Genomic DNA, 15,449 nt, shown 5'->3' with positions numbered 1-15,449 from the left:
AGGGGAGGAGGAACGCGCTCTCCCTCTTCATCGAGCCTATATGCGTCGGCAGACCCGTGACCGGGGCCGCCGATGCACGGGGATCAGGCCTGCTCGGAGGCCGAGGCGGCGGCCGCCGCGTGACGCTCCTCGAGGATCGCGACGTTCTCGTCGACCCGCTTCTTGGTCAGCGGGTACCAGAAGACGAGGGCCAGCAGCGAGACCATCAGCAGCAGGGCGGGGACGAGGTTGCCGAGGGTGTAGATGCCGTCGAGCACGGACTGGCTCTGCTCCACGCCGCCGAACTGGTAGCCGATCCAGCCGAGCGCCCAGCCGACGAGACCGCCGGCGATCGCCTGGCCGAGCTTGCGGGACCAGGAGTACATGCCGTACACGGTCGCGTCGTTGCGCTCGCAGGTGCCAGCTGAACGGCCTGATGTCCTTCATCTGCCGGGGTGTCGCTGCAGCGGTGCTCATCGTCGAAGCTCCTCCGGGTTCATCTTTGAGCCGCGAGCGCGGAGCGCGCGGGGCCGCGGGCCGCTCTGATCGCGATGCGCTCCGTGGGACCGGTGAGGCGGAGTGAGGAGAGTCTGGTCAGGAGATCCGAGGAGAGGGCGATGTTGCCGGAGGTTGCAGTGCTGCCGAATGGACTCGAACCTATTGCCTCATGAGTAATGGAAGGCTCACCAGCATCGATGCTCTCGTCGCCACCTGAAGACGTCGGTCGTATGGCGGGGCGCGGGCCGGGGCTGTTCGTTCGGTTGTCAACGGTTGCCGGTGGCGGCCGGCAGTCGCTTCAGGTCCGCCGAGAGGCGGTGCGCTCGGCGCCGCTCGCCGAGGCGTCCCCAGGAGTCCCGGAGGCGCTGACACGGGAACGACGGACGGCCGGGCCTCCCACGAGGGGAGACCCGGCCGTCCGGGAGGGTGCGGCGGAGCCGCAGGCGGTCATCGCCCCGTCGGGGGCGCGGCCGCTGAGGGGATCAGTAGAGGTTCAGGAAGGCCTGCAGGACCTCGACGGTGTCCCCGTCGATCTCGTCGGAGCCGTTCTGGGTGGCGCCGACCTCGTGCTGGAGGCCCGCGACGGTGTCCTCGCCGATCACGCCGTCCTGCGAGGTCTTGGCCCAGGCCTGCAGGGCGAGGGTGGTCTCCTCGTCCAGCTCGCCGGTCTGCTCGACGCCCAGCCAGTCCTGGAGGGCGGTGATGGTCTTCGGGCCCATCTTGCCGTCGACCTCGAGGGTGCCGGCGACGGAGAGGTCGCCGGTGGCCTTGGAGCCGGGCTCGCCCTTGGACGCCTGCGGGGCCGGGGCGGCCTCTTCGGCCGGGGCCTCCTGCTGCTTCGGCTCCTCCTGCTTCTTCTCGGTCTCCTTGGTGAAGCCGTTCTCGTCGCAGTTGTCGGCGATGCCGTCACCGTCGCAGCTCCAGTCGCCCTGGGGCTCGGTGCTCTCGCGCTCGGTGGAGCGGTTCGCCTGCTGGTCGGACTCGCGGGGCTCGGGAGCCTGCTGCTGCTCCTGCTCCTGCTCCTCGGCCGGGGCCTGCTGCTCCTGCTCGGGGGCCTCCTCCTGCTCCTCGGCCGCGGGGGCGCCCGAGGTGTCGGAGCCGCCGTTGATCGAGACGCCGCAGGTGGGCCACGCGCCCTTGCCCTGCACGGCCAGGACGCGCTCGGCGACCGCGATCTGCTGGCTCTTCGAGGCCTGGTCGGCGGTCGAGGCGTACTCGGTGCCGCCGAAGCCCTCCCAGGTCTGCTGGGAGAACTGCAGGCCGCCGTAGTAGCCGTTGCCGGTGTTGATGGACCAGTTTCCGCCGGACTCGCAGGCGGCGACCTCGTCCCAGCCGGTGGCGGCCGAGGCGGAGGTGGTGGTGGCGGCGATCATGCCGGAGGCGACGACGGCGCCACCGGCGACGGCGACGGCCGAGCGGCTGAGGCCGCGGCGGAGGGTGGCAGCGCGGGAAGTGCGCTGGGCGTGGGTGCTGTGCTTGGACAAGGGGACGTCCTCTCAGGTCGTGGGCGGTCGGCGGCCCCGGGCGGGCGCGGCTCGACCTCTTCGGACGTCAGCCACCGTAGAGGCTCGCCGCCCCCTCGCGGCAAGGACCCGGGCCCGGAACTGACCGGGGTTTTACTCTTCCGGTTCGAGGGCATGACTCGCCGAGGAGCGTTTTGCGCGCTGCTGACCTGCGGTGACGCGGTGAGCTTCCTGTTCGGGGTGGCACGGTGTGAGTCAAGCCGCGTCCTGTGGCGCCCTTCACAGCGCCCGTCCACCGCGCGGTCGGCCGACGGCGCGCGGCCCGTCGGGATCGCGGCGGCGGGCCCGGTCCGCTCGCCCCGGCGCCCGGTGCTGCCGGCCGCCTCCGTCGGCCTCAGCCCGCGTCCGGCGGGTCGAGCGCGGCGGCCGCCGCGGAGCGGTGCTCCTCCGCGCCGGTCGTCAGCGCATAGAGCCCGTACGCGAGCGGGGAGGCGGAGAACATCTCCTCGGCGTGCTCGCCGAGCCGTGGGTGGACAGTGCCGCCGCCGGCCTCGTAGGCGGCGAGCGTCGCCGCGAAGGCTTCCGGGGGTGCGCTCGAGCGGTGGAACATGAGGTCCCGCGCCGGATCGCCGACGGACGCCGTGGTCCAGTCGAGCACCGCGCTGAGCCGCTCGCCCTCGACGAGGGTGTGGCCGGGGTACACCTCACCGTGGGTGAGCACGCTGCGGTCCGGCCAGTAGGAGTCCTCCGCCAGCCACGCCTCCCACCGCTCCCGCAGCGCCGGCGCGATGGGGAAGGCCTCCGCGACCCGGGTGAGGTCCTCGCGCCATGCACCGCGCACCTCCGACGGGGTGCGGGACGGGATCCCGGTGGCGGCGGCCTCCTCGGGGTCCACGGTGTGGAGCTGGGCGAGGAAGGTGCCGAGGGTGCGGGCGTACTCGGTCGATGCCATGTCCACGTGCCATTCGACCGTGCCGTCGGCGCTGACGGTCAGTCCCGGGGTGCCGGGCAGGAGGGGATAGGCGATCAGGCGCTCCGTGGCGATCCGCCAGTCGGGGATCGCGACGTCCAGGTGCGGGGCGATGTGGGCGAGCAGACGGCCCTCGACGGCGGCGCGGGACAGCACGTCGGCACGGCGGGGGATCCGCAGCACCCAGTCCTGTCCGTCCCGTGACCGGGCGAAGGCGACGCGGAAGTCGAGGCCGATCTCCTCGGTGCGCAGGGAGTCGCCGAGGAGGTCGAGCCCGTGATCGGCGGCGAGGGCGAGGAGCTGCTCGAGGTCGGCGGGCGGGGGAGTCCCGGCGTCGGCCGTGGCCGACGACGGGCTGGAGGGGGTGGTCTCGGTCATCCCGGCAGTCTGCCTGGTCGCGCGCACGACGTCATCCGGTTTCCCGGCCGACGGTGCGTCCGTCCGGTGCTCGCCGGCCGCGATGCCTGCCCGCGTAGGCTCGGGCCATGCGCGGGATGCGAGGAGGCGTCGGCGCCTTGGCCCGGGCAGCGCTTCTCGCGCTCGCCCTGGTCACGGCGGTGCATCTCGGGGCGCAGCTGCGCGGCGGCGGGCCCGTCGCCGAGGTCACCCAGCCCCTGCTCATGCCGCTGCTGCTCGGTGCGCTGCTGGCCGGGACGGAGCCCCCGCGCGGCCGGCTCGTCCGGCTCTTCGCGCTGGGGCTCGTGCTCTCGTGGGCGGGGGACACCCTCCCTCGGTTCCTCGACGGTCAGGCGCAGTTCCTCGCCATGCTCACCAGCTTCCTGCTCGCCCAGATCGTCTACGCGCTCGCGCTGTGGCCGCTGCGGGGAGGGTCGCTGCTCGCGGCGCGATCGCCGGGCAGGTCCGCGGCCCGGAGCGCGGGATCCCGGGGTGCAGAGGGTCGGGAAGCTCGGAACCGCGGCGACGGGACGGGGCGCGCCCTCGCCGGCCGCGCGGCGGTGCTCCCCTATCTCGGCGCCGCCGCGCTGATCGTGGGGCTGTGCACGCCGTCGGCCGGGGTGCTGCTGCCCGCGCTGGTGGTCTATGCCGCGGCGATCTGCGCGATGGCGGTTCTGGCCACGGGGCTCGGAGTGCGCGGCGGGATCGGGGGAGCGGTGTTCGTGGTCTCCGACTCCCTCATCGCCCTGAACACCTTCGACGTGCTCACGCTCCCGGCGCACGAGGTGTGGGTGATGGCGACCTATGTCGCGGCGCAGGTGCTGCTCGTGCTCGGCGTGCTCGGGTGCCGCGAGCGGGCTGGACGACGGCCGAGAGATGGCGCTGGGCGTCACGATGCGGCGATATCGCCGCATCGTGACGCCCAGCGCCCGTGACCGACCAGGGTCCTGAGGGCCGACGGGCGGCGAGCCGGGGGATGCCGGCCCGCTGGGGCTGCCCGGCTGGCGGAGGCTGCCCGATGGGGCGCCCGGCTGTCGGAAGCTGCCCGGTGGGCTGGCCGGCCGGGGGCGGCACGGCGGGGCGCCCGGCCGGGCGGGCCCCCGGTCAGCCCCGGCGCGCCTCGGCGTGCTCGGCGCGCGCCTGCTCGCGGGCGCGGCGCTTGGCCTCCTTGGTCTCCCGCAGCTCCTTCTCCTCGGCGAGGGTGATCACCGTGCCGCCGGGATCGGTCGCGACGGTGCCGTCGGGGTGGGTGACCAGCAGGCCGTCCGGCTGCTCGTCGGAGCGCTCGCCCCGCTCGTTGAAGGCGAGCCGCGCCTCGTGCACGCGGTGGGCGTCGGCGAGGAGCTCGCGCACGCTGTGCTCGGCCACGACGATGTCCTCGTACTTCGCGGGCAGGCCGTCGACGATCTTCTCGTGGGCGAGCATCTTCTCGTACATCGCGTCCCGCTGCTCCTCGAAGGAGCGGTAGGTCATCTCGAGATAGGCGCGGGCCTCGTGGTGGGCGTTGTTCACCGCGGCCTGCGCTCGTCCCTTCGGGGACAGCAGCGAGGCGAGGACCGTGACGGTGAGGACGCCGATGATCACGCTGAGCGAGAAGGCGGTGGTGATCTCCGGGATCGCGTGCACGGCCTCGCCGCCGTTGATGAAGCCCAGCTCGTTCTCGTGCAGAGCGTGCACGACGAGCTTCACGCCGATGAAGGCGAGGATGATCGACAGGCCGTAGGAGAGGTAGACCAGGCGGTCGAGCAGCCCGTCGATGAGGAAGTACAGCTGTCGCAGCCCCAGCAGGGAGAAAACGGTCGCGGTGAACACGATGTAGGTGTTCTGGGTGAGGCCGAAGATCGCCGGGATCGAGTCGAGCGCGAAGAGGATGTCGGTCGCGCCGATCGCGATCATGACCAGCAGCATCGGGGTGAGGACGCGCTTGCCGTTCTCGATGGTGAAGAGCTTGTCGCCGTCGTACTCGTCGGTCGCGGGCAGGACCTTCTTCACCAGGCGGACGAAGACGCCCTCGGAGTCCCCGTGGGAGTCCTCCTTCAGCTCGTCCACGATCATCTTGATCGCCGTGTAGAGCAGGATCGCGCCGAAGAGGTAGAAGGCCCAGGAGAAGTTGTCGATCGCGGCGGCGCCGAGGGCGATCATGCCCGAGCGCGCGATGATCGCGAAGGTGATGCCGAACAGCAGCACCTTCTGCTGGTCCTCGCGCGGCACGGAGAAGCCGGCGATGATGATCAGGAAGACGAAGAGGTTGTCGACCGAGAGGGCCTTTTCGGTGACGTACCCGGCGAAGTACTCGGTGCCCATGTCGACGCCGCCGAAGACGAGGACGAGCACGCCGAAGGCGAGGGCGATGCCGACGTAGAGCGCGGACCACACGGCCGCTTCGCGCAGGGTGGGGATGTGCGCCTTGCGCACATGGAAGATGTAGTCGAAGGCGAGGAGCCCGAGCACCACGATGATGGTGACGGCCCAGATCAGGGGGGAGACGGTCATGGAGGACTTTCCGGGTCGTGAGACTATCCCGGGTCTCTCCACCTGTCGTGACGTCTGACAGGCCGCTGCGCCCGGGGGCCCGTTCGGCGGTCCCCGTGTTGACGTGCGCAGCGTGGCGGATACTCCCCCGTTGCCGTCGCCGAGCCTACACGCGGGTCATGCGCGCCTGGGCGGGGTGTGGGACGCGCCTCTCAGCGCGCGAGCAGCCGTCAGCGGTCGTCGACCGCGTCCTCCAGCTCGTCCTTGTCCATGGTCGAGCGGCCCTCGACGCCCTGTCGGCGGGCGTCCTGGTAGAGCTGCTCCTTCGTGCGTCCCTTCGCGCTGCTGTGCGAGCGCTCACCGCCCCGCTCGGACGGGGACTTGTCCTCGAGAGAGGTCCGGCTGGCCTCCTCGGACTCGCCCTCCTGGGCTCGCGTCTTGTTCACGGTGCGGGCGGCGATCTCCTCGGCCTCGTCCTCGGAGACGCCCTTGTCGAGCTGGCTGTCCTTGATGTGCTGGTACTGACGCTCGCGCTTCGCGCTCCATGCCTCGGGCATGACTGCTCCTCCTTCTCCGTCGTGCGTCCACGACCCCCGGACGGGGTGCCGTCGTGCCGGACGTGACCGGCATCTCCATGCTGGCGCGCGGGCCGGGCCGAAGTCGAGGCCGGGGGCCGATCGGTCGGGACCGGGAACCGGGAACCGGGGACCGGACGGCCCGGGCCGTCGCTGCCGGAGGCGGGGTCGGCCGACGGGGACGGCAGCCCCCGTCGGCCGACGACGCTCACTCGCGGGCGCGGTCCCCGGACATCGAGCCGATGCTGTTGGACGGGGTGGCCTCGTCCTTCCAGCGGAGCAGCGCGCCGACGCCCTCGGGGATCCCGAGCGCGTCCTCCTGCAGGGCGGAGACCGAGGCGTCGGTGGCCAGGGCCGTGCGCAGCAGCTCCTCGATCCCGGCGGGCTCGGCGCCGGTGACGAACACCAGCTCCTCGACCTGGCCGCGGCCGATCGCCTGGGCGACCTCGGTCGCGCCGCCCACCGAGGCGCCGTCGCGCGCCTGGCTCTCGCGGAAGCGGCCCTCGAGGTCCCGCTGCCTCCCGGCGATGAACTCCTCGGTGGTGCGGGTGAGCGCCTCGCGGAAGGGCCCGCGGTCCAGCGCGGCACCGCGGCTGCCGCCGGGGACCTCCAGGAGCCGCTCGCGGGTCTCACGGCCCAGCGCCTCGCGCAGCAGTCCCATCGCGCGCACGTCCCCGCTGAGCATCACCATGTCCACACGGTGCTCGCGCAGCGCGCGCTCGACGGCGTCGGCGACCGCGTCGGCGTTGCGCTCCCAGGAGTCCTCGACGCGGGCCTCGAAGTTGTCGGCCCGCCAGCCGTGCTGGGGACCGCCTCCGACGCTCGCCTTGTGGAGGACGTCGTGTCCGCCCTCGACCCTCGCGTCCTCTCCCAGACCGTTCGGGCCGTGGGCGATCGACGGGTTCTCCGGCGCTCGCAGGTGCAGGTCGGCGCCGGCCCGGTCCACGACCACCAGAAGCTGGCGCACGGCGAAGGGGATCAGCTGCAGCAGCGGCAGCAGCTGCGGGAACTCGCCCCGGTGGGCCGACTCCTGCAGCGGGGGCGCCGGAAGCACCCGGTCCACCAGGATCCCGTCGTCGGTCGCGAAGACGGAGCGGCCCTGACGTCCGCCGAGGGTGGAGGGGCTGAGCACCGTCTCCTCGATCTGCGCGAGCAGCCCCTGCGGGGCGCCGTCGGCCGCGAGGGTGGAGCGCATCCGCCCCCAGCGGGCCTCGAGCTCGCCGGCGGCATGGGGGTCGGTCCGGGTGGTGTCGAGGTGGACCGAGACGACGGGGCCGTCCGCTTCGAGGACGGGCGTGAGCCAGGGCAGTTTCACAGTGGACCTCCAGGTGCTCGACGTGCGGGGACGACCGTGCTCCCAGCTCGGCCTCTTCGCCCCGCCTGGGTCCGTTCAACCCTGGCACGCGGGGTCCGGCATCGCAAGCGGGATCGGGCCGAGGAAGCGCCGCTCTGCGTGAGGCCCGCTCCGGCTCCCGGCCCGCGGGGCGCTCAGAAGGTGAAGCCGCGGAAGAGCAGCAGCGCCAGGCCCAGGCCGACGGCGAGGTTCACGACGGTCGCCGCCGCGAACACGACGATCGGCCTCCAGCCGGACTCCCTGATGCTCGAGGCGTTGAACTCGAGGCCGATCGAGACAAAGGCGAGGGTCAGCGCCCAGGTCTGCAGCTCCTTGGCGGCATCCAGCCGCGGCTCGAGCACCGCCTCCGGTACCGACTCCGCGAGCACCGTCGCCACGACCGAGGCGAGCAGGAAGCCGAGCACGAACTTCGGGAACCGCTCCCAGAGCATCGCCAGCGAGCGGCGATCTCCCACGCGGCGCGTGCCGGAGCCGGCGACGGCCCGGCCGGCTGCGGGGGCGACCCTGAAGGAGAAGTACAGCGTCAGCAGCACGGCGACGATGCCCAGCAGCGCGTTCTGGGTGACCTTCACGATCGAGGCGATCTGCAGCGGCTGCTCGCCGGCGACCGCGCCGGCGGCCGTCACCGCGGCGGTGGTGTCGATGTTGCCGCCGATCCAGGCGCCGGTGACCGCGGGGGACAGCCCCATCAGGTCCGCGAGCCAGGGGAGCAGGAAGATCGAGGGCACCGCGAAGACGATCACGAGGGTAGCGGTGTAGGCGAGCTGCTCCTTCTTCGCCTCCACGGCGCCGGCGGCCGCGACGGCGGCGGAGACCCCGCAGATCGACAGGGCGGTGGCCAGCAGCGCCCGCAGCCTGTCGTCCAGGCCCAGCAGTCCGGCGAACCACCAGGTGAAGGCGAAGACGGCGGTGATCAGCAGGATCGCCTGGAGCACGGCGGGGCCCGCCGCGCGCACTACGATCGCGAAGTTCACCGTCGCGCCCAGCAGCACCAGGCCCACCTTGATGAACAGCTCGGTGCGGAAGGCCGCGGCCATGCGGCGGCGCACCCCGGTCAGGGACAGCACCGCGTTGCCCAGGAAGCCGAGCGCGATCGCGTAGACCGGGTACTCGATCGACTTCGCGACCTTCCCGACGGCGGTGCCCTCGGTGAGCTCGGGGACCGCATCGGTGAGCACCGAGACCAGCCAGGCCAGGGCCACCACGATCACGAGGCCCGCGACGGTCCAGCCGAGCGCGGCGCGCGGAGCCGGGGCGGGGGAGGGGGCGGCGACCTCGGCCGCGGCGCCGTCGGCGGTCCGCTCCGTCGCGCTCACGGGATCAGCTCCGGGGAGATCAGCCCGGCCATGCAGGCGCCGAACAGGACGAGCCCCACGAGCGTCGCGATCCAGTCCTCGCCGAGGGAGAACCGCTTGTGGTCATCGGGGTGGTCGGGGCGCTCGGTGCTGCTCACCGTTCCTCCTCCAGTCTCGGGATGTTCCGGCGCACGCACCGGGGCCTGGAGGCACTGTAGGACATCGGCTCGGGGCGGCCCGGCGTGCGACAAGCACGTTCGCTCCGCGACCTCGTCCCGTCAGGCGCCCGTCAGCTCTCGTCCATGTGGCGGACACCCGCGGCGGCCGCCACGACGCGCCAGTCCTCGGCGAGGGAGGCGATCGTCGCGTGGGCGTTCAGGCCGGAGGGCTGGGGGACGACGTGGAGGTCGATCCCGGACGGCCAGCCCTCGACCTCGGCGGGGTCCTGCCGTCCGAGCCGGGCGCGGGGCAGGGCGTAGGCGGTGCGGAAGGCGGTGATCCCGGCGATCGCGACCGTGCGGGGACGCAGCGTCTCGAGCCGCTCGACGAGGCGGCGGCCGGACGCGCGCAGCTCCTCGCGGCCCAGCTCGTCGGCGCGCACGGTCGCACGGCCGATCAGGTTCGTGATCCCGATGCCGCGGGCGCGGAGGTCCTGCTCGTCCTCGGGGTCCAGGCCCCGGGAGGCGTCCACGAGGCGGGAGGTGAGGCCGGCGCGGTGCAGGGAGGGCCAGAAGCGGTTCCCGGGCCGGGCGAAGGGGGCGTTCACGGCCGCGGTCCACAGCCCCGGGTTGATGCCGACGATCAGCAGGCGCAGCTCCTCGCCCCGGCGCGGGTCCGGCAGCACGTCGTCGATCGCGTCGGGATCGGTGGTCGCGAAGTCGGCCAGCTCGTCCCTGGCGGGACGTCGGCCGCCGAGCGGGGAGGGGCGACGGGTGCTCATCCCTGCACTGTATGTCGGCCGGCGGTCGTACTGTGCTCCCATGCGCCCCACGGAGGCAGGACGACTGCAGGTGATCGCGGGCCCGATGTTCGCGGGCAAGACCGAGGAGCTGCTGCGTCGCGTGCACCGGGCGCGCCTGGCGGGTCGGCGCGTCGAGGTGGTCGGGCACAGCCTCGACGACCGAGGCGGCGCGGACCGGCTCAGCACCCATCTGGGCCGCAGCACGCCCGCCCGGATGCTCGAGGACCCGGAGATGCTGCGAGGGCTGTGGGACGCGCCCGAGGGCGCCGAGGGCCGGGTCGAGCTGCTCGCCCTCGACGAGGCGCAGTTCTTCGGTCCCGCCCTCGTGCCGGTGCTCGAGCAGCTGCTCGAGGCCGGGATCGACGTCGCCGTCGCCGGGCTGTGCCTCACCTACGACGGTGCGCCCTTCTCCCCGCTGCCGGAGCTGATGGCGCGGGCCGAGGAGGTCGTGAAGCTCACCGCGGTGTGCACGGTGTGCGGGGCCGATGCGGCCTTCCACATCCGTCTGGTCGACGACGGGGCCGATGCCCGGCGCGCGACCGCCGCGCAGGTGGGCGGCGGGGAGTCCTACCGGGCGCGCTGCCGCGCCCACCGCGATCCCGCCGCGCGGGAGCCGCGCCGGCTCAGGTGAGCGGCTCGGCGCCCTGCTCGAGCAGCTCGATGCCGTCGAGGTCCCACTGCCCGTCGATGCGCCGCACGTAGTAGCGCAGCGGCACCTCGACCTGCTGCCCGTCGACCGTGTACGTCTCGGTCACCTCGAACACCGCATAGCCCTGACGGTTGATGCGGTCCTCGACCTCGTAGTCCACGGCGCTGACCGCGCCGAGCTCCTGCTCGAACACCTCGCAGCTGGTCAGACCGGAGCCGGTGCGGAAACCCTCGGTGGTGGAGTCCATGAACAGTTCGCAGTCCGTGGTCTCGAGCGCGCTGTAGAAGTCCTCGAGCGTGGACTGCGGGTTCCCCCCGCGTCAGCAGCTGCACGGCGATGAGCACCGCCATCGCGCCGACGACGAGCAGACCCACCGCGGCGACGCCGGCCAGCAGCAGCCAGTGCCACATCGGCCGCTTCGGACGACCGCCGCGGGCGGGCGGCGGACCTCCCTGGACGGGCTGGGCGTGGACCATGACGTCTCCCGGGGGATGAGGGGCCGCGGCGGGCTGCCGAGGCGGAGGACTGCGGACGGTGAGGTGCTGAGGCGGAGGAGCTCCAAGACGGGGCGCCTCCGGATCGGAGCATCCCACACCGCCCGCCGCCCCGCGATGGGGAGCACTCCCCGTCCGCTCCCGTCCGCCCCGTGTCCGCTCCCGGCGTCCCGTCCGCGCACGCCTCACCCGTCCAGCCTCCCCGCCTCGCTACGCTGGCACGATGATCCTCACCCCGGACCAGGCACCCGTCGGCTCCCCGCGCCCCGCCCGCCCGGGCGGCGAGCCCCGTCCTGCGACCGCCGTGCGCTACTCGGCCGAGGCGGGGGAGCGCGCCGAGCAGTCGCTGCCCGCCGAGGCCGGAGCGGCAGGGATCGTCGGCCGCACCATCGCGCCCGGCGAGGTGCTGCGCTGGTTCGTGCACCCGGTCCTGGACGAGGAGCTGAGCTGGGGCGCGACCCATGTCGCACTCGACCTCGTCCTCGACGACGGCTCCCGCCTCTCGCAGCACGAGCCCCGCGACCAGCACGGCTCCCTCGCCACCGCCCGCGGGCTCGGCGAGGCGAGGATCCTCTACGCCGACCAGTGGAACGACGTCCAGGTGGGGCTCGAGGCGCTCGTCGGCCGCCGGATCGAGGAGGTGCTGGTCGAGGTCGACGTGCCCGAGGACCACGAGGCCGATCTCCTCGAGGACCTCGAGTCCGAGCCCGGCGAGGCCGCGCCGCCCGTCCCGCTGCACGGCTGGATCGACGGCCCCTCCCTCGCCGTGCCCCCCGCGGACCCGCCGCTCGAGGACCCCGTCGCCTGGGTCGACACCCGGCGCGGCACCCGCTCGGCCTTCGAGTTCTCGCGCGGGAACACCCTGCCGATCACCGCCCTGCCCAACGGCTTCGCGAAGTTCACCCCCGCGACCGACGCCCGCACCCGCCGCTGGATCTACCAGCACCATCGCACCCGTCTCCAGGGCCTGTCCCTCACCCACCAGCCGAGCCCCTGGATGGGCGACCGCCACCAGCTGGTGATGATGCCGCTGCTGGGCGAGAGCCCGGACGCGAGCCCCGCCGCGCGCGAGCGCGCCTTCACCCACGAGGACGAGACCGCCCGCCCCGACCTCTACGCCGTCGCCCTCGAGGGCGGGATCGGGATGCGGCTCGCGCCCACCGACCACGGCGCCGTCTGCGAGATCTCCCTGCCGGAGGACTCCGGGCCCGGCCACCTCCTCCTCGAGGGCGTGGACGCGCACAGCCGTCTCGACGCCGCCGGCGCCGTCTTCGACGGTCGGGTCCAGGGCTGGATCGACTCCTCGCCCCAGGAGGGGTACGACCGGGCCGACGGGGCGACGCGCATGTTCGTGCTCGCCGAGGTGCAGCCCGCCCCCGTGCGCGTCGGGCGCGCGGAGGGCGACAGCGGGGGCAGTGTGCTCAGCTTCGCGCCCGGCACCCGCACCGTCACGGTCCGCCTGGTCACGAGCCTGCTCGGTCAGGACCAGGCCCAGCGCACCTTCGCGCTCGAGCTCGCCGGACGCACCCTGGAGCAGGTCCGCGAGGAGGCCCACGCCCTGTGGACCCGCCGCCTGCAGGTGCTCGAGGCGCCCGACGCGACCGCCCCGCAGCGCCGAACCCTGTACGGCAACCTCTACCGCCTGAACCTCTACCCGTCCTCCCACTGGGAGAACCGCGGCACCGCCGAGGTGGTCGAGCCCGTCCACGCGAGCCCCGTGCTGCCCGTGCGCGGCGCGGCGACCGACACCCGCACCAACGCCGAGACGGTGCCGGGGCGGATGTACGTCGACCACGGCTTCTGGGACACCTATCGCACCGCCTGGCCCGCCTACGCCCTGCTCTACCCCGAGCTCGCCGCGGAGCTCGCCGACGGCTTCGTGCAGCAGCACCGCGAGGGCGGCTGGATCGCCCGCTGGTCCTCACCCGGGTACGCCGACTGCATGACCGGCACCAGCAGCGACATCGCCTTCGCGGACCTGCAGGTCAAGGGCGTGCCGCTGCCCGATCCGCAGGCGACCTACGAGGCCGCGCTGCGCAATGCGACCGTCGCCCCGCCGCAGCCCGAGGTGGGCCGCAAGGGCGGGGAGACCGCCGTGTTCCGCGGCTACGTCGCCGCCGACGCCGAGGCGGGGGAGATCGTCTCCTGGAGCCTCGAGGCGCACATCAACGACGCCGGAATCGCCGCGCAGGCGGCGCTGCTCGCCGAGCGGGCCGAGGCCGAGGGGGACCGGCTCCGCGCCGAGCGGCTGCGCGGCGAGTCCGCCTATCTCGCCGCGCGCAGCGCGAACTACGCCCTGCTGTTCGACCGGACGACGGAGTTCTTCCGCGGCCGACGCTCCGACGGGGCCTTCGCCGTCCCGGCCGCGGAGTTCGACCCGCTGGAGTGGGGAGGGGACTTCACCGAGACCAACGGCTGGACCTTCGCCTTCCACGCCCCGCACGACCCCGAGGGCCTCGCCGCCCTGCACGGTGGCCGCGACATGCTGCGCGGCCGGCTCGAGCAGTACCTGGACACGCCCGAGCGCGCCGACCGTCGCGGCACCTACGACACCACCATCCACGAGATGGTCGAGGCGCGGGCGGTGCGGATGGGCCAGTTCGGGTTCTCCAACCAGCCCGCCCACCACATCCCCTTCCTGTTCCACCACGTGGGCGCGCCGGAGGAGGCCTCCCGGATCGTCCGCGAGGTGCAGCGGCGCCTGTTCGTCGGTGAGCAGATCGGGCAGGGGTATCCCGGCGACGAGGACAACGGCGAGATGAGCGCCTGGTGGCTGCTGACGGCGCTGGGGCTGTACCCGCTGCAGCTCGGCACGGGCCGCTATCACCTGGTCGCGCCGCTGTTCGAGACGGTGCGGGTGCGGCCGCTGGGCCGGGAGGGCTTCACCCTCACCGCGCACGGCGCGGGCGGGGCGCCGGCCGGCGCCGAGGACGTCTGCATCACCGGGATGCGGGTGCGCGGCGCGGAGCACGCGGACTCGTGGATCGACCACGCGGACCTCCGCGGCGAGATCGAGATCGAGCTCGGCGCGGAGCCCGGGGACTGGGGCACCGTCCCGCCCTCGCCGACCGCGCCGGGGCAGCGGCCGCAGCCGCTGTGGGACCTCTTCGCCGCGGACCCCTCGCAGCCGCTGATCGACGACGACGCCCGCACCGAGCTCGTGCTGGAGGCGGCGAGCGCCGTGCTCGACCTGCCCGAGCTCGGCGAGCCGATGCAGGCCCGCTTCCTCACCCTCACCTCCTCCGCGGAGATGGGCGGGGACCCGATCGCGTGGCGGCTGGAGGGCTCGGACGACGGAGAGAGCTGGGAGGTGCTCGACGCCCGCTCCGCGCAGCGCTTCGAGTGGCGACGCCAGACCCGCCCCTTCGAGATCGCCTCCCCGCGGCCGTGCCTGCATCACCGCCTGGTGGTGACGACCTCCGAGGGCCCGCTGCGGCTGGCGGAGCTCGAGCTGCTCGCCTGAGCGGGCACCGGCCGCCGCACGAGCCCTCCGCGCCCCGAGAGCGGGGTGCCCGCGCGGCGGTCGATGAGCACCCACGGCAGGGTCATCGCCGCCCACACCGCGGCGATCAGCACCGCCTCGACCAGCAGGTACTGCGGCCATGGCCCCAGCAGGTCCAGGATGCTCGGCCCGGCGGGCGCCCGGTTCAGGTAGCCGTAGTTCGCGCCGGTGAGGGTGTTGCCGGTGACGGCGACCCCCGCCCACAGCAGCGTCGCCGCGTAGGCGATCCCGTACCCGCGCCAGGTGGGCCGGTAGCCGAGTCCCCACACCAGCACCACCGGGGCGAGCACCCCGGCGCCGTGCGCGATCCAGTACTCCGCGAACTCCAGCGGCACCCACACGAAGTAGTTCAGGTCCGGGGTGATCACCGACTGCATGTTCAGCGTCAGCCCCCAGAACCAGGTCACCACCACCGCCCAGCGCGCCTGCGTGATCAGGGCGATCGGGACGAGGAACCGCAGCGCGTCGGAGTAGTGCAGCGGCAGGGACTCCTCGAGGTTCCAGGCCCAGGGAGTGAACCCCCACGCCGTCCAGGCCGCGGAGTTCGCCAGCAGCGCCCAGCCCGCCAGGCGCAGCGCGCGGTCCGTCGCCGCGGGCTCGGTGCGGCGCGCCCACCGCACGAGGACGATCGCGGCGAGGACGAGAAGCGCGAGGTGCGCTGCGCCGTAGGCGGGCATGTGCCCGATCGCGGGGGCGGCGAGGAGGGCGTCGTCGGGGTCCGGGCCGGGTCGCTCCAGATGCATCGTCGGCTCTCCTCGCGGTCGCTCGGCCCCGCCCCGTCGTCGGGGCGCGCGGTCCGAGCATACGGAAGCGCCCCGCCGGGGCGGGGCGCTTCCGTGCT

The 15,449-nt window shown here is 73.5% G+C and carries 13 protein-coding genes and 1 pseudogene; 3 read left to right on the top strand and 11 right to left on the bottom strand.

What is annotated here, in order from left to right; all coding sequences use genetic code 11:
- Positions 1-83 precede the first annotated feature (83 nt).
- The 3 genes and pseudogenes from Y09_RS14655 to mphO all read right to left on the bottom strand — a co-directional run.
- A pseudogene (locus Y09_RS14655) lies at positions 84-383 on the bottom strand (MFS transporter); the annotation flags it as partial.
- A gap of 576 nt (positions 384-959) precedes the next feature.
- Positions 960-1,961 carry a transglycosylase family protein gene (locus Y09_RS14650; RefSeq protein WP_053918528.1) on the bottom strand — a complete coding sequence of 334 codons (1,002 nt, stop codon included), beginning with the start codon at positions 1,959-1,961 and terminating at the stop codon, positions 960-962.
- Positions 1,962-2,334: 373 nt separating this feature from the next.
- Positions 2,335-3,288, bottom strand: a complete 954-nt coding sequence (mphO, locus tag Y09_RS14645; RefSeq protein WP_053918527.1) for a macrolide 2'-phosphotransferase MphO — start codon at positions 3,286-3,288, stop codon at positions 2,335-2,337.
- A gap of 107 nt (positions 3,289-3,395) precedes the next feature.
- Between mphO and Y09_RS14640 the strand changes: the two genes are divergently transcribed.
- On the top strand, positions 3,396-4,241 hold the full coding sequence (locus Y09_RS14640) for a lysoplasmalogenase (protein ID WP_200716829.1): 846 nt from the start codon (positions 3,396-3,398) through the stop codon (positions 4,239-4,241).
- Between the two features lie 169 nt (positions 4,242-4,410).
- Here the strand turns inward: Y09_RS14640 and Y09_RS14635 are convergent, their stop codons facing one another.
- The 6 genes from Y09_RS14635 to Y09_RS14615 form a co-directional block, all read right to left on the bottom strand.
- The gene (locus Y09_RS14635) at positions 4,411-5,799 is read right to left on the bottom strand and encodes a TerC family protein (RefSeq protein WP_053918524.1); all 1,389 of its coding nucleotides are present in this window, start codon (positions 5,797-5,799) and stop codon (positions 4,411-4,413) included.
- Between the two features lie 209 nt (positions 5,800-6,008).
- Positions 6,009-6,335 (bottom strand): hypothetical protein, encoded by a 327-nt coding sequence (locus tag Y09_RS14630; RefSeq protein ID WP_053918522.1) that lies wholly within the window; start codon positions 6,333-6,335, stop codon positions 6,009-6,011.
- A gap of 226 nt (positions 6,336-6,561) precedes the next feature.
- Positions 6,562-7,668: a Vms1/Ankzf1 family peptidyl-tRNA hydrolase gene (locus Y09_RS14625; protein WP_053918520.1), complete on the bottom strand. Its 1,107-nt coding sequence runs from the start codon at positions 7,666-7,668 to the stop codon at positions 6,562-6,564.
- Between the two features lie 173 nt (positions 7,669-7,841).
- Entirely contained in the window at positions 7,842-9,023 is a 1,182-nt protein-coding gene (locus Y09_RS14620) for a YeiH family protein (RefSeq protein WP_053918518.1), read from the bottom strand.
- Positions 9,020-9,160: a hypothetical protein gene (locus Y09_RS17700; RefSeq protein ID WP_200716828.1), complete on the bottom strand. Its 141-nt coding sequence runs from the start codon at positions 9,158-9,160 to the stop codon at positions 9,020-9,022. The genes Y09_RS14620 and Y09_RS17700 overlap by 4 nt, the downstream gene beginning before the upstream one ends.
- 131 nt (positions 9,161-9,291) lie before the next feature.
- On the bottom strand, positions 9,292-9,942 hold the full coding sequence (locus Y09_RS14615; protein ID WP_053918516.1) for a mismatch-specific DNA-glycosylase: 651 nt from the start codon (positions 9,940-9,942) through the stop codon (positions 9,292-9,294).
- Positions 9,943-9,982: 40 nt separating this feature from the next.
- Here Y09_RS14615 and Y09_RS14610 point away from each other — a divergent pair, with 40 nt between their 5' ends.
- The gene (locus Y09_RS14610; protein WP_053918514.1) at positions 9,983-10,594 is read left to right on the top strand and encodes a thymidine kinase; all 612 of its coding nucleotides are present in this window, start codon (positions 9,983-9,985) and stop codon (positions 10,592-10,594) included.
- Here the strand turns inward: Y09_RS14610 and Y09_RS14605 are convergent.
- A complete protein-coding gene (locus tag Y09_RS14605; protein WP_053918511.1) occupies positions 10,587-10,859 on the bottom strand; it encodes a hypothetical protein in 273 nt (90 codons plus the stop codon). The genes Y09_RS14610 and Y09_RS14605 overlap by 8 nt on opposite strands.
- A 470-nt stretch (positions 10,860-11,329) precedes the next feature.
- Between Y09_RS14605 and Y09_RS14600 the strand changes: the two genes are divergently transcribed.
- The gene (locus tag Y09_RS14600) at positions 11,330-14,569 is read left to right on the top strand and encodes a GH92 family glycosyl hydrolase (protein ID WP_053918510.1); all 3,240 of its coding nucleotides are present in this window, start codon (positions 11,330-11,332) and stop codon (positions 14,567-14,569) included.
- On the opposite strand, the gene Y09_RS14595 is transcribed toward Y09_RS14600, so the two are convergent.
- Positions 14,503-15,351, bottom strand: coding sequence for a TIGR02206 family membrane protein (locus Y09_RS14595; protein ID WP_053918508.1), 849 nt, complete (start codon positions 15,349-15,351; stop codon positions 14,503-14,505). The two genes, Y09_RS14600 and Y09_RS14595, sit on opposite strands and share 67 nt — an antisense overlap.
- Between the last annotated feature and the right edge of the window lie 98 nt (positions 15,352-15,449).

The sequence above is a fragment of the Brachybacterium sp. SW0106-09 genome, assembly GCF_001293905.1.
Lineage (GTDB): Bacteria > Actinomycetota > Actinomycetes > Actinomycetales > Dermabacteraceae > Brachybacterium > Brachybacterium conglomeratum.
The sequence above is the reverse complement of the archived record's forward strand: the minus strand, read 5'-3'. Positions and strand labels throughout refer to the sequence as shown.